An 18268-nucleotide genomic window follows, 5' to 3' on the forward strand; every position below is an offset into this window, starting at 1 on the left:
CGATCGGCCGGGGCCGGGGGAGTGCGCGGCGGGGCCTCGTCCGGTGCCCGAAACCCTCGGGGAGAGCCCGCCGCGCCCGTCCGTGCCGGGGCTCCGCTCCCGGGAGGGCGTGAACGCTCGGTGGCCTCCGCGCGTATTCCAGGAGAGCGGAAGCGCCGTGGAAGAAGGGTCATTGGCCTTTTTCGGCACCGGTTGACATATAGGCGGCTCCAGGGGCGTATGCTCCCGGAGTGATCGGGCGGGTTCGCGAGAATCCGTCCGGGGATCGCGGCGGGAGCGAGCGGGCTCCGACACCGCGGTCCCGGTATGTCTCAGCGGGACGGCCGCCGGGCGACAGCCCGGCGGCGCGGAACCCTCTCGGCGTTCGCCGTGCTCTCCGTCTCCTCCACAGGAGACGACATGGCGCGACGCGATTACGGGCATGCGTCCCGGAGCCAAACGCATGCTTCACCGTGGGCGGAGACGTCCGCGCGCCCGTCCTCGGGACCGGAGCCCAAGCGAGGGCTCTGGTCCGAGGACCCCCAGTGGCCCGAAGGGTCCTGGTGGTCCGAGCAGCCGGACTGGTCGGAGCGGGGACGCGGGTCGTCCCGGCGCGAGCCGAAGCCGACGCGGCGGGAGGCGAAACGGCGCGAGGCCAAGGCCCGCGCACGCCGCTCCGGCGAGGGCGCCGAGCGGCGGCGGCCGCGCGCCCAGTGGCCGGAGCCGCCCGACCGGCGCGGCGACGCGGGGACCGAGCGCTTCGACGCGCGCGGCGGCTACGACCCCGCGGGCTACGAGGCCCGCACAAGGCGGGACCCCCGCACCGGGGGCCGCGATGCCCGCACGAGGCGGGACGACCGCACCCCGCAGTTCGACGCCCGTACCGAATTGTTCGACGCGCGCAACGGCGGGCAGGACGCCCGCACGAGGCGGGGTCCCCGCACCGAGCGGCGGGACGCGCCCACCGAGCAGTTCGACGCCCGGACGGCGCGCTTCGACGCGCGCAGCGGTGGACGGGATGCCCGCACCGAGCGGTTCGACGCGCGCACCGAACGGCGGGATGCCCGGACACAGCGGTTCGACGCGAGGGCCGAGGGGCTCGGCGGGGGCGCCGGGCGGTCCGGGCGGGACCGGTCGCGCGAGTTCCCGCCGCGCGGCGGGCGCGCGCGGCGCGCGGAGCGCCCGCGGCCCGGACCCCGCGCGGAGCGGCGTCCTGAGCGGCGGCCGCCGCGCCAGGAGCCGCGTCGCCGCCAGTCGCCGCCGCGCCCCGGCCCCAAGGCGGTGCCGCGCCGCGGCCGGCGGCCCGCCGACCGGCTCGGCATCGGCGCGATCGTCCTGTCCACCGCGGTCGGCCTGTCCCTGCTGGGCATCGCCGAGCGGGCGCTGCTCGACGGCGGCCCCCTCGGCGGGTCCTCCGGTCCGGTCGGCTCGCAGCGCGCGATCAAGCCGCCGAAGCCCGGCACCGGGACGCCCGCGCGCCCGCAGCAGCAGCCGCAGCAGCCGCAAGGCGGCGGCGGTGCGGCCGCACCCCCGGCCGGCCCCGACCTCGGGGTCCTCGCCACCCAGGTCCGGAAGCTGACGCTGGCGCAGCGGGGCGCCGCCGCGCGGCAGGCCTACGGGGCTGCGCTGACCCGGCAGCCGTTCGTCGGCGCCACCCGCCAGAGCGCCGACAGGACCTGGGTCTTCGGCACGAGCGCGATCCCCGTCCCGGAGACCAGCGCGGCCGGCCCCGAGCTCGCCTTCTACACCGCCCACTGGACGGGCGGGAAGTGGCAGGTCGGGCTCTCCGGCGGGACGGAGTTCGCCGCGCTCCTCGGAGCCGCCCCCGCGAACCTCATGTCGGCGTCGGAGTCGCGCCTCCTGCGCAAGTACGGCGCGCTGAGCTCCGCGCAGGCCACCACCCTCGTCAACGGGACGCGGGCGGGCGACCGGCTGATGCTGCCCTGGAAGATCGGCCAGGTCTGGTCGATGACGACCTCCGACGACGCCGCCTCCCGCCCGCTGGCCTCGCTGGCGTTCTCCGGGGGCGACGGCCGCGTCCTGTCCTCCGGCGCCGGCCGCCTGTACCGGTTCTGCTCCAGCCAGGCCGGCGCGGTGGTGATGGTGATCCACCCGAGCGGCCTCGCGTCCACGTACTACGGGCTGCGGAGCATGACCGAGCTGCGCGACGGCAGCGTCGTCGAGCAGGGCGACGCGCTCGGCCGCACCGGCACGGCCCGGCCCTGCGGCGGGGCGGCCGCGCCCCGCGCCGAGGTCGGCTTCGGGCTGCGCCGCGGCGGCGGCGCGGTCCCGCTCGACGGCGCCGCGATCGGCGGCTGGACGTTCCGCGAGCGCGCCAAGCCGCTCCTCGGCTTCGCCGAGCGCGGCGTCCTGCAGGTGCTTCCCGGGGGCCTGCTGGCCAACCTCGGCCCGGTCCCCGCTGCGGACGACTCCCCGTCGTCATCGCCGTCCCCCGGCAAGAAGCCGAAGAAGGACGGCGCCGGACCTGCCGGCGTCCCGACGCCGGCCGCAACCAAGTAGAGGAGTCCGAGCGGTGCGAATTCGCAGCAGTGATGATCCCGCGGTGCCCAACTGGGCGCTGCGGCTGGTGCTCGTCGGCGCGGTGCTGGTGCTCGCCGGCGCGGCGACGCCGCAGGGCGCCGTCGCGATCGCGAACGTGCAGTACTTCCTCAACTTCTTCGCGGGCGTCTTCGCGCTCGTGTCCTACACCACCGCGGTGATGGTCGGGGTGCTGGCCACCGACCGGCTGATCCTGGAGATCCGGCACCGGGTCCTGGCGCAGGCCGTGCACCGCGCGGCCGCGACCATGGGAACGGCGATGCTGGTCGCGCACATCTCGGTGAAGGTGATGAACGGCATCGCCGCGCCGATCCAGATCGTCGTCCCGCAGGGGGCGGTCGGACTGGGCACGGTCGCCGCCTGGCTGATGTTCCTCACCTTGATCACCGGTGCGGTGCGGGCGCGGTTCGTGTCCCGCGGCAAAGCCTGGGTGTGGCGGTCGATGCACGTGCTCGCCTACGCGGCCTGGCCGATGGCGATCGTGCACGGCCTGATCACCGGGCGGCCCGCGGCGAACTGGGTGGTGCTCAGCTACGTGATGAGCGTCGTACTCGTCGTGCTCGCCCTGGTCACTCGCATGATCGTGGTGTTCAAGCCGCGGGAGCTGTCCCGCGCCGGCGACGAGATCGACCCGTTCTCGGTGCCCGACGGCGCCGGACGCCGCCGGGACCGGCGCGCCATGGCGGCGCGGCAGCACGAGGAGGGACGCGTCGCCGCGATGGCGCGGGCCAGGGCGGGAGACGACTACCGCGGCATGTTCGACGACCCGCGCGGTCTGGACGACTCGCGCGATTTCGGCGACGCCCGCGACTTCGGGAACCGGAACTTCGACGACAGGGACTTCGGCTCCGGCGGCTACGACGACCCCCGCCGGACCGTCTCCGATCCGCGCGGCATGCCCGTGACCGGGCAGGGCGGTGACACCGAGGTCATCCGATGACCTCGACCGTCACCGTCTCCAACATCGGCGGGCCCCGGCTGACGCTCGGATTCGACCGGTTCGACCGGCTGGACCTCGACCGGCACCTGGCGGTGCACGGCAGGCTTCGGGCGCCGGCGCTGGACGACCTGGTGCGGATGGCCGAGCAGGTCGACCTGAGGGGGCGCGGCGGGGCGGGCTTCCCGTTCGCCCGCAAGCTGATGGCGGTCGCGGCGCGGGTCAACTACCCGACCGCCGACCAGACCGCGCTGCTGCCCGGTGAGCGCGGCGACGAGCGTGGCTCCAGCGAGGACGTCGTCGTGGTGGTCAACGGCGCCGAGGGCGAGCCCGGCAGCGCCAAGGACAAGGTCCTGCTCGGCCGGGCCCCGCACCTGGTGCTCGACGGCGCGCAGATCGCGGCGAACGCGCTCGGCACCCGGCGGATCGTGCTGGCCGTCGAGAGCGACGAGGCCGCCCGGTCGGTCCGCGCCGCGATCAGCGAGCGGCGGATGCCGGCCCGGGTGGTCCGGCTGACCGAGCGGTTCATCTCGGGGGAGAGCGGCGCGGTGATCCGCGCGATCAACGGGGAGACGCCGATCCCGCCGGGCGTCAAGGTCCGCGCGTCCGACTCCGGGGTGGACGGCTTCCCGACGCTGCTGTCCAACACCGAGACGTTCGCGCAGCTCGCGGTGCTCGTCTCCCTCGGCCCCGACCTGTACGCCTCGGCCGGGACGGACGACGAGCCGGGCACCACCCTGCTGACGATCGGCGGGACCCAGGTCGTCGAGGCGCCCCTCGGCACCCCGCTGCAGGCCGTCCTCGACCACTGCGACGTTCCTGCCTCGCCCGGGGTGCTCGTCGGCGGCTACCACGGGATGTGGCTCGACCCGGCCGCGGTGTCGCGGGCGGTGCTGTCGCGCGCCGGGATGCGGCGCGTCGGCGGGACGGTCGGGGCCGGGATCATCCTGCCGCTCACCCAGGGCACCTGCCCGCTCGGCGAGGTCACGCGGATCGCGTCCTACCTCGCCGCTCAGTCCGCCGGGCAGTGCGGGCCGTGCCGGCTCGGGCTGCCCGACGTCGTCCGGTCCCTGATGGCGCTCACCGAGGGGGCCGGGACGGTGGAGGACGTCCGCCGCGCGGCCGGCGTCGGCCGGGGCCGGGGCGCCTGCACCCACCCCGACGGGACGGCCAAGTTCGTCCTGTCGGCGATGGAGGCCTTCACCGCCGACATCGACGCGCACCGGTGGGGCGCCGGGTGCGGCCAGTCGACCTACGGGGTCCTGCCGCTCCCGGTGCCGGACGGCACGGAGGGTCGGGTCGCGATCGACTGGAGCCGGTGCGACGGGCACGGCCTGTGCGCCTACCTCGTGCCCGAGCTGATCCAGCTCGACCGGTACGGCTTTCCCGTCGTGCTCGGCACCGACATTCCCTCGTGGATGGAGAAGGACGTCCAGAAGGCGGTCGCCATGTGCCCCGCATTGGCGCTCCGCGTCGTCGACAGCGTCCCGGGAGCACCGTCGAGGCGGTGAATTGCGGGTCGTGCGGGAAAACGAATTCAGGTGGACACCGTTGAACCTCGCCGTCGACGCGGTGCGTATGTCCTAAGGACTCCGTGCTGTGGGCGACGGAGACCGCGAGAGACGGAGGAGGAATTGTGAAAAGCTCCTACGGAATAGATGAAAAGCGCGGGCCGCGCCTTCTCCAGAGGCGCGGGCTCCTGCTCGCGGGGGCCGGCGGCGCCGTGGCGGCCGCATTCGGGGTGGTCATGAATCCGGTGGGCCTCCCGGCCAGCGGGGCGGCGAACCTCGGCGGCACCGTGAACACCAAATGGGGACGGCTGAGCACCCTCGACAGGACGGTACTCGTCAAGGTCAGGCAGGCCAATCTGTGGGAGATGCCCGCGGGCCAGCAGGCTCAGCAGCGTGCGTCCGCCCCACGGGTGCGGCAGGTCGCCGAAATCATCTGGAGGCAGCACATGCAGCTGGATGTCGCCACCAGGGGAGTCGCGGAGGAGCTCGGCGTGCTCCTTCCCGTCGAACCCAACGGGGCACAGAAGAGCTACCTGAGAGAAATGTCGAGCAAGTACGGCGATGACTACGACAAGACCTTCGTGCTGCGGCTCCGCGCGGCCCACGGGCAGGTGTTCCAACTTCTCGCCAAGGCCCGCGCGCAGACCGAGAACACCAAGATGCGCCCCTTCATCGAAGCCGGTATGAAATTCGTCAACACGCACATCTCGCTGCTGGAGAGCACGGGCCTGGTTCCCAGGCGCGCCTTGCACTGAAGGGGCGGAGGAGGAGCCATGAAGAATTCCTACGGAATGACTGAAATGCGTTGGCTCTCGCGCCTTGGCCGGGGGCGCGCGCTCATGCTTCTGGCGACCGCGGTCGCCATTACGGCCGCCTTTGTGGCCGTCATGAATCCGATCAGGGCTCCCGCCAGCGGCGCGGCGGACACGGGTGGCACCGTGAACACCAAGTGGGGGCCGCTGAGCGCATCGGACAGGCGGCTCCTCGTCGAGGTCAGAACGACCGCACTGTGGGAGATGCCCACGGGTCAACAGGCTCAGCAGCATTCCGAGTCGGCCCGGGTGCAGAAGGTCGGCGAGACCATCTGGACGCAGCACTTGGAGAGGACGGACCCCGATGTCCGCTATGTGGCGCAGCAACTCGGGGTGCTGATTCCCAACGCGCCCGACGGCGCGCAGAGGAACTGGCTGAGAGAGTTGTCGGGCAAGTTCGGCGCCGACTACGACAAGACATTCGTACAGCGGCTCCACACTGCGGACCGGAAGATGTCCCAGCTCATCTCCAAGATTCGTGCGCAGACCAAGAACACGTTGATCCGAGAGTTCTCCGAACGCGTTCTGAAGGTCGTCAACACGCACATTTCCCTGCTGGAGAGCACGGGCTTGGCCTCCTGACGCGTTGAATGCACATCCAATCCCCTCAAAGGGAGCACTTTTCCATGGGACGAAAGAAGAAAGCCTTCGCCGCGGTGATCCCGGCGCTCGCCCTGGTCGCGACGGCCTGCCAGGAGACCCCCGGCGCGGCGGCGCAGCCGTACACCCCCGCGACCACCAGGGCGGCGAACCCGGCCGCCTATCCGGCCCGGCCCGCGGGCGGCTCCGGCATTCCGAAGCTCCAGGGCGGCGGCCAGACGACCCCGCCGGCCGATCCGCAGGGCGGCCAGCAGCCCGGCGGCGGCCAGCAGCCCGGCGGTCAGATGGGCGACGGCGGCCAGATGGGTGACGGCGGTCAGATGGGTGACGGCGGTCAGATGGGCGATGGCGGTCAGATGGGTGACGGCGGTCAGATGGGTGACGGCGGTCAGATGGGCGATGGCGGTCAGATGGGTGACGGCGGCCCGATCGACGGCGGCCAGACGACCCCGCCGGCCGATCCGCAGGGCGGCCAGCAGCCCGGCGGCGGGCAGGACAACGGCCAGAACGGCGGCCAGAACGGCGGCCAGAACGGCGGCCAGAACGGTGGCCAGAACGGCGGGCAGGCCCCGGCGAATCCGGAGCTGCGCGCGGACCAGTTCGTCGACATCCGCAAGGCGCCGCGCGTGCGGCAGCCGCGCCGCAGCCGCCAGGCCTCGACCGGCGTGTTCGCGTCCAGCTGCGGGGTGAACGCGGGGCAGGCCCACAGCAACCCCGACAACGTGCTCGCGGCCCCCGGCGTCGTGAACGGCGCGCACCACATCCACGACTACGTCGGCAACCTGGACACGAACGCGTTCTCCACCGACGAGACCTTCGCCGCCGCGGGGACCACCTGCACCAACGGCGACAAGTCGGCCTACTTCTGGCCGGTGATCCGGCTCCGCGACGGCCAGGACAACTCCGACCGGGCGCAGCAGAGCACGGCGGACGGCAACGTCGGCAGCATCGTCACCCCGTCGAGCGTGAAGCTCCAGTTCCTCGGCAACCCGCGCAGCAAGGTGACCGCGATGCCGCGGTTCATCCGGGTCGCCACCGGTGACGCCAAGGCGGTGACGAACGGCCTGAAGAACGCGCACGCCAGCTGGACGTGCACCGGCTTCGAGAACCGGGCCTTCACCGACAAGTACCCGCTGTGCCCGCAGGGCAGCAAGGTGCTGCGCGTGCTGAACTTCCCGAGCTGCTGGGACGGCCAGAACACCGACAGCGCCAACCACCGCGACCACATCCAGTTCCCGGACCAGCGGACGGGGCAGTGCCCGCAGGGCACGAAGGCCGTGCCGCAGCTGCGGATGACGCTGGCCTACAACCTGCCGGCCAAGCCGCTGGCGTTCGCGCTGGACAGCTTCCCCGAGTCGGGCCACGACCCGGTGACCGACCACGGCGACCTCATCAACGTGATGGACGACCAGCTGATGGCGAAGGCGGTGAACACGATCAACGGCAGGGCCGGGACGCGGATCAAGCGCCGCCGCTGAGCGGAGACCGGTTCCGAGGGTCCCGGGCGCGCGTCCGCGCGCCCGGGACCCTCGCGTCCTACGATCGCGGCATGAACATCGTGATCGCGGGCGGGCACGGGCAGATCGCGCTGCGGCTGTCCCGGCTGCTGGCCGCACGGGGGGACACCGTGCTGAGCATCATCCGCAACCCCGGCCACGCCGGGGACATCCGGGACGCAGGAGCCGAACCGGTCGTGTGCGACCTGGAGTCGGCGACCGCCGACGAGGTCGCCGGCCACTTCGCCGGGGCGGACGCGGTCGTCTTCGCCGCCGGGGCGGGACCGGGCAGCGGCGTGGCGCGCAAGGACAGCGTCGACCGGGCCGCCTCGGTGCTGACGGCGGACGCGGCCGAGCGCGCGGGCGTCCGCGGCTTCGTGCAGATCTCGGCGATGGGCGCCGGCGAGCCGCCCGCGCCCGGGCGCGGCGAGGTCTGGGAGGCCTACATCAGGGCCAAGGGCGAGGCCGAGGACGACCTGAGGCGCCGCGACGCCCTGGACTGGCTGATCCTGCGGCCGGGCCGCCTCACCGACGACCCGCCCACCGGGCTCGTGGCGCTGGCCGAGCCGCCGATCGGGCACGGCGCGGTCACCCGCGACGACGTCGCGGCGGTCATCGCCGCCCTGCTCGACGCGGGCGACGTCCGCCGCCACACGCTCGACCTGCTCAACGGCTCCACCCCGATCGAGGACGCCGTCGCCGCCCTGCGCCCGGCCCCCGGCGGGCCGGGCGCCTGAGCGCGGGCGGCACCCCGGGTCAGCCGGTGTAGAGGGCGTCGATCTCGTCGGCGAAGTCCTTCATCACCACGTTGCGCTTCACCTTCAGGCTCGGCGTCATGTGGCCGGCCTCCTCGGTGAAGTCGACGCCGAGGATGACGTGCTTCTTGATCGCCTCAGCGCGGCTGACCGACTTGTTGGCGTCGGCGACCGCGGCCTCGACCTCGGCGATGAGGTCGGGGTCGCGCCGCAGCTCGTCCACCGTCATCGCCTCGGGCTTGCCGTGCTGGGCCTTCCACGGGCCGAGCGCCTCCTCGTCGAGGGTGACGAGCGCGCTGATGAACTTGCGGCCGTCCCCGACGACGAGGCACTGGCTGATCAGCGGGTGCGCGCGGAGCCGGTCCTCCAGCGGGGCGGGCGCCACGTTCTTGCCCGCCGCGGTGACCAGGATCTCCTTCTTCCGGCCGGTGATCTTCAGGAAGCCCTCGTCGTCGAGGGAGCCGAGGTCGCCGGTGTGGAACCAGCCGTCGTCCAGGGCCTCCTTGGTGGCGGCCTCGTTGTTCCAGTAGCCGCGCATGATGTTGATGCCGCGGACGAGGACCTCGCCGTCCTCGGCGATGCGCACGTCGACGCCGGGGATGGGCCGCCCCACCGTGCCGATCTTGAGGGCGGAGGGCCGGTTGACGGCGGCGGGCGCCGTCGTCTCGGTGAGGCCGTAGCCCTCCAGGATCGTGATGCCGACGCCGCGGAAGAAGTGCCCGAGGCGCTCGCCGAGCGCGGCGCCGCCCGACACCGCGTACTCCACCCTGCCGCCGACCGCGGCGCGCAGCTTGCGGTACACGAGCGCGTCGAAGACCCTGTGCCTGGCCTTCAGCCCGAGGCCGGGGCGGCCGTCGTCCAGCGCCCGGCTGTAGGCGACCGCGGTCTCGGCCGCCGCCTTGAAGATCTTGCCCTTGCCGTCGGCCGCGGCCTTCTGCTCGGCGCCGTTGTAGACCTTCTCGAACACGCGCGGGACGGCCAGCAGGAACGTCGGCCGGTACGAGGCGAGGTCCGGCAGCAGGTTCGGGACGTCGCTGTGTCCGAGGACGATGCCGCCCTCGATGGTGGCGACCTCGATCAGCCGGGCGAACACGTGCGCGAGCGGCAGGAAGAGCAGCGTGGAGCTGCCCTCGACGGCGATCTCGGCGATCGCCCCCTGCACGGCGTTGCGGGCGGTCGACACCAGGTTCCCGTGCGTGATCTCGCAGCCCTTGGGGCGCCCGGTGGTGCCGGAGGTGTAGACGAGCGTGGCGATGTCGGCGGCGGTGCGGGACCGGCGGCGCTCCTCGACCACGTCGTCCCCGACGTCGGCGCCGAGCCGGGTGACCTCCGCGACCCCGCCCGCGTCGATGCCCCACACGTGCGCCAGCTCCGGGAGCCGGTCCCGGACCTCCGCGACGGCCGCGAGGTGCGCGTCGGTCTCGGCGAACACGGCCTTCGCCCCGGAGTCGCCGACGATCCACTCGATCTGCTCGGCGGAGGACGTCTCGTAGATCGGGACGGAGATCGCGCCCGCCGCCCAGATCGCGTAGTCCAGGACGGTCCACTCGTAGCGGGTCCGCGACAGCAGGCACACCCGGTCGCCGGGTTCGACGCCGGCGGCGACCAGGCCCTTGGCGACCCCCGCCGTCTCGGCCGCGAACTCCGCGGCGGTGACGGCGCTCCACGCGTCGCCGCTCTTGCGGCGCAGCACGATCCGGCCGGGCTCGTCGGCGGCCCTGGTGAAGGGCGCGTCGGTCAGAGTGGCGGAGTCAGGTACCTCCACCATCGCGGGGACGCTGAACTCGCGCACGGCCCACTCCTGTAGTCGATCTTCGAGGTCGGCGGGGGCCCGCGCGGACCGGCCGTTGCGGCGGCGATGTGCGGACTCCCTCGATGCCGCATGATACCCACGAGTAGGAATAACGCCGCGAACCCCGGCGGTTAACGGCACGGCAAAGACCGTCCGCCGGCCCCGAGGCGCGCCGCCGGTTCGCCTACGCTTGAGCCGGTCGCACAACGCAAGCGGGTTCCCGGGGGTCGCCATGTCGCTGCTGGAAGTGATCGCGCTGACCGCGGCGGACGCGCGCGCGGCGCAGGAGGGCGGCGCCGACCGCCTCGAGGTCGTCGCCGACATGGCCGCGGACGGGCTCACCCCCGACCCCGACCTGGTCGCGGCCATCCGGGAGGCCACGTCGCTGCCGATGCGGGTGATGCTGCGCGCCAACGCGGGGTTCCGCACCACCGGCGCCGAGCTGGACCGGCTGCGGCGCGCCGCCGCCGGCCTGGCGGACGCGGGCGCCGACGGGTTCGTGCTCGGCTTCCTCGACTCCTCGGGCCACGTCGACGCGGGCGCCACCGGCAAGCTCGCCGCCGACACCGACCCGCTGCCCTGGACCTTCCACCGGGCGGTCGACCACGCCGCCGACCCCGCCCAGGCGTGGGGCGCGGTCCGCGCGTTCGGCGGCCGGCTCGACACGGTGCTGACGGCGGGCTCCGCCCGCGGCGTGGACGCGGGCGTCGACGTCCTCGTCCGGCGCGCCGCCGAGGACCCCGCCGCGGCGAAGATGATCATGGCCGGGGGCGGGCTGCGCCGCAAGCACGTCGCCGTCCTGTCCGCCGCGGGCATCACCGCGTTCCACGTGGGCACGGCCGTGCGGCCGGACGGCGACTGGGAGGCCCGCGTCGACCCCGCCCTGGTCCGGGAGTGGCGCACCCTCGTGGCGGCGGCCGCCGGCTGACCCGCCCTCTCCGCGCCCCCGCCCTCCACGCCCCCGCCTTCCCCTTGACCCGCCCGTTCACCGGAGCGGTGGGCGGCATTACATTCGGTTTCATGCGGATCCATGTGGTGAGCGACGTCCACGGCCGCGCGGACGCGCTGGCGGGCGCGGCGGACGGCGCGGACGCCCTCATCTGCCTGGGCGACCTGATCCTGTTCATCGACTACCACGACCACGGGCAGGGGATCTTCGCCGACCTCTTCGGCCAGGAGAACGCCGACCGCTTCATCGCGCTGCGCACCGAGAAGCGCTTCGCCGAGGCCCGGGAGTTCTCCAGGGGCCTGTGGGCGTCGCTTGACGGGGACGCCCGGCCGCACATCGAGCGCGCCGTGAACCGGCAGTACGCCGAGCTGTTCGCGGCCATGCCCGCCCCGGCGTACCTGACCTACGGCAACGTCGACGTCCCCAGGCTGTGGGACGCGCACCTGCGCGACGGCCACCGCGTCCTGGACGGCGAGACCACCGAGATCGGCGGGCTGCGGTTCGGGTTCGTCGGGGGAGGCCTGCGCACCGAGTACCGCACCCCCTACGAGCTGGACGACGAGGCGTTCGCCGCCAAGGTCGAGGCCGTCGGCGAGGTGGACGTGCTGTGCTGCCACATCCCGCCCGCCGTCCCCGAGCTGCTGTACGACACCGTGGCGCGCAGGTTCGAGCGCGGCAGCGAGGCGGTCCTGGACGCGATCCGCCGCACGCAGCCGAAGTACGTGCTGTTCGGGCACGTCCACCAGCCGCTCGCGAGCCGGATCCGCATCGGCCGCACCGAATGCGTGAACGTCGGGCACTTCCGCGCGCGCGGTGTGCCCTACGTCCTGAACGTGTGACCCATACTCTCCTAGGGACAGCGGGCCCGCAGGGGCCCGGGGCGAGCCGGAGGGAGACGCAGATGGCGGACCGCACGAGTTCCTCCATCACGGTCAAGGCCGGGAAGTCCGAGATCATGGCGGTGATCGCCGATCTCGAGGCGTACCCGGGGTGGGCGAGCGGGATCCGCGAGTTCACCGTGCAGGAGAGGGGCGAGGACGGGCGGGCCTCGCGCGCCCGGCTCACGTTCGACGGCGGCCCGTTCAGCGACACCGTCGGGCTCGCCTACACCTGGGAGGGCGACGACCGGGTCTCGTGGGAGCTGGTCGAGCCGGGCACGGTCGTCACCGGCCTGCACGGCACCTACGGCCTGGCGGAGCGGGACGGCGTCACCGAGGTGACCTACGAGCTCGCCGTGGACGTGCGCATCCCCATGATCGGCATGGTGAAGCGCAAGGGCGAGAAGCGGATCATCGACTCGGCCCTCAAGGGCCTCAAGCGCCACGTGGAGGGCTGAGCCCCCGCGGGTGGCGGCCCGATCACGGCGCGGAGGCGACAACAGGCGCGGAGGCGATACCGTTCACGCCGACGACGGATGGAAGATGGAGTCATGAGCGACCAACCGGGCGACGTCCTGGACGAGGCGGCCAAGCTCTTCGACGCGCTGATGAAGCGGGTGGGCGGCGGCGGCCGGGGCGAGCCCGCGGGCCGGGAGGAGCCGGCCGGGGACGTGTGGGACCGTGCCATCGCCGAGGAGTCGGCCGAGGGCGCGGCCGGAGGGCCGGCCGCGGGCGGGCATGGGCCGCGCATCGCCACCGGCGCCCCGGAGTGCCGCGACTGCCCGGTCTGCCGGGCCATCGCGATCAAGCGGGAGTCCGGCGGCGACGTGGGACGGCACCTGCGCGAGGCCGGGCGCTCGCTGTTCGCCGCCGCGCTGGACGTCGTGGCGGCGTTCGAGCGGACGGGCGCCTCCGGTGGTGCGGGCTCCGGCAGCTCGGGTTCCGGGAGGGCGGGCTCCGATCGTGCGGCCTCCGACCGGACACGGCCGCCGGAGGGGTCGGAGGGCGCGAGGGCGGGTACGTCCGATCGGTCGGAACGTCCCGATCCGGGCGACCCGTGGTCGGCCGCCACCGGCGGCGGCCCCATCGACATCGGGTAGAGCGGGAGTGGCTCCAGCCAGGGGCGACGCGAGGAGGAGGAAGGGTTACATGACCCTGACCATCGGCGTGGATGTGGGCGGCACGAAGGTGGCCGCGGGGGTCGTCGACGACCGGGGGACGATTCTGGAGAAGGTCCGCCGGCCGACTCCCTCGACGAACCCCAAGGAGACCGCCGAGACCATCGCCGAGGTCGTCGACCTGCTCAAGGGCAAGTACGAGGAGGTCGCGGCGGTCGGGCTCGGCACCGCGGGCTTCGTCGACGAGACCCGCTCCACTGTGCTGTTCGCGCCGAACCTCGCCTGGCGCGACGAGCCGATCAAGGAGAAGGTGGAGAGCCTGGTCGGGCTGCCGGTCGTCGTGGAGAACGACGGCAACGCCACCGCGTGGGGCGAGGCCCGGTTCGGCGCCGGGCGCGGCGAGAACTTCCTCGTCCTGGTGGCCCTCGGCACCGGCATCGGCGGCGGCATCATCATCAACGGCGAGCTCTACCGGGGCCGCTTCGGCATCGGCGCGGAGATGGGGCACTTCCGGGTCGTCCCGGACGGGCGCCGCTGCGGCTGCGGCAACCGCGGCTGCTGGGAGCAGTACGCCAGCGGCAACGCCCTCGTGCACGAGGCGCGCGACCTGGCCCGGGTGGCGCCCGCGATGGCGGGCCGCCTTCTGGAGCTCGGCGGCGGGCGGCCCGAGGGCATCAGCGGCCCCGAGGTGTCGCAGGCGGCCCGCGAGGGCGACAAGGCGGCGCTGGAGTGCTTCCGGACGATCGCGCACTGGGCGGGCCAGGGCCTGGCCGACCTCAGCGCGATCCTCGACCCGGGCGCCTTCATCATCGGCGGCGGCCTGTCGGACGCCGGCGACCTGCTGCTCGACCCGATCCGCGCCGCCTTCGAGGACGCCCTGACCGGCCGCGGCCACCGCCCGCTGCCCGACATCCGGATCGCCGAGCTGGGCTCCGCGGCGGGCATCGTCGGCGCCGCCGACCTCGCCCGCGTCCGCCCGTTCCAGGACGTGGTCGTCTAGGCGTGGCCGCCGTCCGGCTGCTCTCCTACAACGTCCGGTCGCTGCGCGACGACCCCGCCGCCGTGGCCCGCGTCGTCCGGGCGAACGCCCCCGACGTGGTGTGCCTGCAGGAGGTCCCGCGCTTCTGGGGCTGGCGGCTGCAGCGCCGCCGCCTCGCGCGCGCCTGCGGCCTGCGGATCGCGGCGGGGCGGCGGGCCTGCGGGCTCGCCGTCCTGGCCGCGCCGCACGTGCGCCGCGTGGCCCGCGAGTTCCACCTGCTCACTCCGGACCCGGGCCTGCACCGCCGCGCCCTCGCGATCGCCGTCCTGGAGACCGGCGGCGCCCGCCTGATCGCCGCGAGCACCCATCTGGACCTGGCGGACGGGCCGCGCCTGCGGCACGTCCACGAGATCCTCGCCCACCTGGACCGCGCACGCCGCCGCCACGGCGCCCCGGTGGTCCTCGCGGGCGACGTCAACGAGGAGCCGGGCGGCCGGTCCTGGTCGCTGCTCGCCGAGCGCTTCCAGGACGGCTACGCGGCCGCCCCGGCGGGCGGGGAGGCGACCTTCACCGCACGCGCACCGAAACGCCGCATCGACGGGGTCTTCGCCGACCCGGCCGTGCGGGTCACCGCGTGCGGGGTCCCGCCGGACGACGCCGGCGACCACCCCCTGGCCACCGACCACCGGCCCGTCCTGGCCGACCTGGCGGTGCCCCAGGCGATGCCGCCCCTGGACGACGGCCCCTAGACGACGGCTCCGTCGTCGGGGTCGCGCGGCTCGTCGCCCATGCGCAGGACGAGGGTGACGAAGCCGCCGATGAACGCGGCGACGGCGAGGAAGGCGGCCCAGCCGGGGACCTCCCAGTCGAGGATCACGGTGACGAGCAGGTAGACGGGGCCGCCGATCAGCGCGATCCAGGCGCCCTTGGTGAGCGGGTCGGCGCTCGGCAGCGGCGGGGGAGGGGGCGGGACGTAGTGGCCCTCGTCGTCATCGTCGTCGGCGGGGAACTCCGGCGCCTCGGCCGGCCGGATCACGCGGGCCCGGGGCAGCCGCCCGGTGCGGTCCTCGCCCTCGCCCGGGGGGTCGGCGGGCTCGCGGATGTTCTCCTCGTCGGGCCACGGGACCTCGTCGCCCTCGGGCACGGTGTCGAACCCGGCGACGATCTCGGCCCAGATGGCGTCCTCGTCGCGCTCGGCGGGGCCGCCCGGCTCGGCGGCGCCCGCGCCCGGGTCGGCGAGGCCGGTGCGCTCCGCGGCGCCCGGGCGCCCGGCGTCGAGGCGGTCCGCGTCCAGGCGGTCGGCGTCGCCGGCGCCCTCGCCGTCGGCGCCGCGGGCGGAGGCCTCGCGCAGCCGGGCGAGGTGGACGCGCAGGATGCCCTCGGCGGCCGGCTTCATCTCGACGTCCACGTACAGCCGGTCGAGGACGTCGCCGGCGACGGGCTCCACGACCGTCTCGGCCACGTCGGGCAGGCCGGACTGCGACGCCGCGTAGGCCGCGACCCCGGCCTCGCCGAGGGCCGCCAGCATCGCGTCCGCGAGATGCGGCGCGAGGTCGACCAGTGGGGCGTAGGTGTCCGCTGACAGTCCATTGCCACGGCGATTCACGGGGCCGGCTCCTTCGACGACTCCGGCGTGACCGACAGCACCGGCATGGCGGCCTCCGCTCCCCCCATTGACATGTGGTGCCCGGTCGCGCCCCGACGGGCAGGCGCTCCCGGACACCCCGAAACGTGTGTCCCACGGTATTCGCTGCGCCGCCCGGGACAAGCCCTCCGGCGCACCCGATTGAGATTTACCGCTCAGAGCCTACGTTCATTCCCGGTCCGCCGCCGGAGCGCGGCCGGGTTCCGCTGAGAGGTACCGGCCGGTAGATCGATGGGACGGAGAGTGGGAAGATGTCCCATCATCCCCCGTCGGCCAGGACCGGGCAGGCCCGCCCGGAGGCGTCCGCTCGGTCCGAGGAAAGGTGCCCGCGAACGATGCTCTGGTTCTGGATCATGCTGAGGATCGTCCTCTCCCCGGTCATGTACCTGCTGTGGTGGCCGCGGAACCGGGGGGTGCGCAACGTCCCGAAGCGCGGGCCGGCGCTGATGGTGAGCAACCACCTGTCGTTCGCCGACCACTTCTTCGGCCCGCTGCCGCTGATGCGCCCGATCTTCTTCATCGGCAAGGAGGAGTACTTCACCGGCCGGGGGATCAAGGGGCTGGTCAGCAAGGGGTTCTTCACCGGCGTCGGGGTGGTGCCGGTCGACCGGACCGGCGGCTCGGCGGCCGAGGCGGCGCTGCAGACGGGGCTGCGCATCCTCGGCGAGGGCAAGCTGCTCGGCATCTACCCCGAGGGCACCCGGGCGCCCGACAACCGGCTGTACCGCGGCAAGACGGGGGTCGCGCGGCTGGCGCTGAAGTCGCGGGTGCCGGTGATCCCGATGGCGATGATCAACACGTTCGAGCTGATGCCGCCCGGCAGGCCGTACCCGCGGCTCGGGATCCGGCCGGGCGTGCGGTTCGGCGAGCCGATGGACTTCTCCCGCTACTACGGGCGCGAGGACGACCACGAGGTGCTCCGCGAGATCACCGACGAGATCATGATGGCGATCCGGAACCTGTCGGGTCAGGAGTACGTCGACCGGTACTCCGCCGAGGTGAAGGCGGAGCTGGCCGGCAAGGAGGTGCGTCCCGTCGAGGACGACGACGGAGGGCTGAGTGACCGCGGCTGAGCCGCGCGGGACGGGCCTGGAGACCGCCCTGTGGCGGGCCGTCGCGGTCTACCGCGGCCTCGCGCTCTGCTACGCCGCGATCCTGATCGCCATGAACTCCGGCGGCTACGCCCACCCGCTCGGCGGATGGGCCGTCCTCGCCGCCATGGCCGTGTGGACGGGGTACGCGTCGTTCGCCTTCGGCCCCGCCTCGTTCCCCCTGGACGGCCTGGGACGCCGCGCGCGGACGCTGCTGGCCGCCGACCTCGCCGTCGCGGCGGCCTGCGTCCTGGCGACGGCGTGGGTGGAGACGACCCGGCACATCACCGCCGGGCGCCCGACGCTGCCGGTGTCGTGGGTGGCGGCCGCGGTGCTGTCGTGGGCGGTCGCGGGCGGGCGGCGGGCCGGCCTCGCCGCCGCGGCCGTACTCGCCGCAGCGAACCTGGCGGTGCACGCGGTCGCCGGGACGGCCGGCGGCATCGGCGGGACGACGATCAACGGAATCGTGCTGCTGTTCCTCGCCGGACTCGTCGTCGGGCACGTCGTCCGGCTGGCGCGGGAGGCGGAGGCGCGCCTCGCGCGGGCCGTCGAGCTGGAGGCGGCGACCCGGGAGCGGGAACGGCTCGCGCGCCGCATCCACGACTCGGTGCTGCAGGTCCTCGCGATGGTGCAGCGGCGCGGCGGCGAGCTCGGCGGCGAGGCGGCCGAGCTCGGCCGCCTGGCGGGCGAGCAGGAGGCGGCGCTGCGCTCCCTCATCGGCGCGGGCTCGGCGCCGCCGCCCGAGCCTCCCGGCACGGGCGCCGGGACCGACCTGCGCCCGCTGCTGACCGGGCACGCGTCCACCTCCGTGACGGTCTCGACGCCCGCCACGGAGGTGCGGCTGCCCCCGCACGCCGCCAGGGAGGTCGAGGCCGCGGTGGCGGCGGCGCTCGACAACGTCCGGCGGCACTGCGGCGACGGCGCCCGCGCGTGGGTCCTGCTGGAGGACGGCGCGGGCGAGGTCACCGTCAGCGTCCGCGACGACGGGCCGGGCATGCCCCCCGGGCGGCTCGACCGCGCCGCCGCGGACGGGCGGCTCGGCGTCGCCCAGTCCATCCGCGGCCGCATCGCCGACCTCGGCGGGACCGTCACGATCTTCTCCGCGGAGGGCGACGGGACCGAGATCGAGATGACCGTGCCGCGGGCTAGGGTGTGACCGTGAGCGAG

At 74.1% G+C, this 18268-nt stretch carries 17 protein-coding genes; 15 read left to right on the plus strand and 2 right to left on the minus strand.

All coding sequences use genetic code 11. The features are described from left to right. Positions 1 to 399 precede the first annotated feature (399 nt). The 7 genes from ABWI07_RS35735 to ABWI07_RS35765 all read left to right on the plus strand — a co-directional run bounded on the left by ABWI07_RS35735 (position 400) and on the right by ABWI07_RS35765 (position 8631). Complete coding sequence (locus ABWI07_RS35735) at positions 400 to 2499, plus strand: hypothetical protein (protein WP_353821273.1); 2100 nt, start codon at positions 400 to 402, stop codon at positions 2497 to 2499. 13 nt (positions 2500 to 2512) lie between these two features. Then, positions 2513 to 3478, plus strand: a complete 966-nt coding sequence (locus tag ABWI07_RS35740; RefSeq protein ID WP_149257422.1) for a hypothetical protein — start codon at positions 2513 to 2515, stop codon at positions 3476 to 3478. Beyond that, entirely contained in the window at positions 3475 to 4986 is a 1512-nt protein-coding gene (locus tag ABWI07_RS35745; protein WP_353821274.1) for a ferredoxin, read from the plus strand. Before ABWI07_RS35740 ends, ABWI07_RS35745 begins: the two co-directional genes overlap by 4 nt. A gap of 125 nt (positions 4987 to 5111) precedes the next feature. Further along, positions 5112 to 5741 (plus strand): DUF4142 domain-containing protein, encoded by a 630-nt coding sequence (locus ABWI07_RS35750; RefSeq protein ID WP_149257420.1) that lies wholly within the window; start codon positions 5112 to 5114, stop codon positions 5739 to 5741. Positions 5742 to 5759: 18 nt separating this feature from the next. Next, positions 5760 to 6380 carry a DUF4142 domain-containing protein gene (locus ABWI07_RS35755; protein ID WP_149257419.1) on the plus strand — a complete coding sequence of 207 codons (621 nt, stop codon included), beginning with the start codon at positions 5760 to 5762 and terminating at the stop codon, positions 6378 to 6380. 44 nt (positions 6381 to 6424) lie between these two features. Then, entirely contained in the window at positions 6425 to 7876 is a 1452-nt protein-coding gene (locus ABWI07_RS35760; RefSeq protein ID WP_353821275.1) for a DUF1996 domain-containing protein, read from the plus strand. Between the two features lie 71 nt (positions 7877 to 7947). Continuing rightward, complete coding sequence (locus ABWI07_RS35765; protein ID WP_353821276.1) at positions 7948 to 8631, plus strand: SDR family oxidoreductase; 684 nt, start codon at positions 7948 to 7950, stop codon at positions 8629 to 8631. A 19-nt stretch (positions 8632 to 8650) separates the two neighbouring features. Here ABWI07_RS35765 and ABWI07_RS35770 read toward each other — a convergent pair whose 3' ends face one another. Then, the gene (locus ABWI07_RS35770) at positions 8651 to 10441 is read right to left on the minus strand and encodes an AMP-dependent synthetase/ligase (protein ID WP_353821277.1); all 1791 of its coding nucleotides are present in this window, start codon (positions 10439 to 10441) and stop codon (positions 8651 to 8653) included. A gap of 232 nt (positions 10442 to 10673) precedes the next feature. On the opposite strand from ABWI07_RS35770, the gene ABWI07_RS35775 reads away from it, so the two are divergent. From ABWI07_RS35775 to ABWI07_RS35800, 6 genes are all read left to right on the plus strand, one after another. Further along, a complete protein-coding gene (locus ABWI07_RS35775) occupies positions 10674 to 11369 on the plus strand; it encodes a copper homeostasis protein CutC (RefSeq protein WP_353821278.1) in 696 nt (231 codons plus the stop codon). 92 nt (positions 11370 to 11461) lie between these two features. Continuing rightward, positions 11462 to 12229, plus strand: coding sequence for a metallophosphoesterase family protein (locus tag ABWI07_RS35780; protein ID WP_353821279.1), 768 nt, complete (start codon positions 11462 to 11464; stop codon positions 12227 to 12229). 62 nt (positions 12230 to 12291) lie between these two features. Continuing rightward, entirely contained in the window at positions 12292 to 12726 is a 435-nt protein-coding gene (locus ABWI07_RS35785) for an SRPBCC family protein (protein WP_149257414.1), read from the plus strand. A 93-nt stretch (positions 12727 to 12819) separates the two neighbouring features. Then, complete coding sequence (locus ABWI07_RS35790) at positions 12820 to 13368, plus strand: hypothetical protein (protein ID WP_149257413.1); 549 nt, start codon at positions 12820 to 12822, stop codon at positions 13366 to 13368. A 49-nt stretch (positions 13369 to 13417) separates the two neighbouring features. Further along, positions 13418 to 14386: an ROK family glucokinase gene (locus ABWI07_RS35795; protein WP_149257412.1), complete on the plus strand. Its 969-nt coding sequence runs from the start codon at positions 13418 to 13420 to the stop codon at positions 14384 to 14386. Between the two features lie 2 nt (positions 14387 to 14388). After that, positions 14389 to 15114 carry an endonuclease/exonuclease/phosphatase family protein gene (locus ABWI07_RS35800; RefSeq protein ID WP_149257411.1) on the plus strand — a complete coding sequence of 242 codons (726 nt, stop codon included), beginning with the start codon at positions 14389 to 14391 and terminating at the stop codon, positions 15112 to 15114. Here the strand turns inward: ABWI07_RS35800 and ABWI07_RS35805 are convergent. Next, positions 15111 to 15971 carry a hypothetical protein gene (locus tag ABWI07_RS35805; RefSeq protein WP_149257410.1) on the minus strand — a complete coding sequence of 287 codons (861 nt, stop codon included), beginning with the start codon at positions 15969 to 15971 and terminating at the stop codon, positions 15111 to 15113. The genes ABWI07_RS35800 and ABWI07_RS35805 overlap by 4 nt on opposite strands. A gap of 374 nt (positions 15972 to 16345) precedes the next feature. On the opposite strand from ABWI07_RS35805, the gene ABWI07_RS35810 reads away from it, so the two are divergent. Together ABWI07_RS35810 and macS are read left to right on the plus strand one after the other, a co-directional pair. After that, positions 16346 to 17083, plus strand: coding sequence for a lysophospholipid acyltransferase family protein (locus ABWI07_RS35810; protein WP_353821280.1), 738 nt, complete (start codon positions 16346 to 16348; stop codon positions 17081 to 17083). Further along, entirely contained in the window at positions 17070 to 18257 is a 1188-nt protein-coding gene (gene macS, locus ABWI07_RS35815; RefSeq protein WP_353821281.1) for a MacS family sensor histidine kinase, read from the plus strand. Before ABWI07_RS35810 ends, macS begins: the two co-directional genes overlap by 14 nt. The last annotated feature ends 11 nt before the right edge of the window (positions 18258 to 18268 follow it).

This window comes from Actinomadura sp. NPDC000600, assembly GCF_040492135.1.
GTDB lineage: Bacteria > Actinomycetota > Actinomycetes > Streptosporangiales > Streptosporangiaceae > Spirillospora.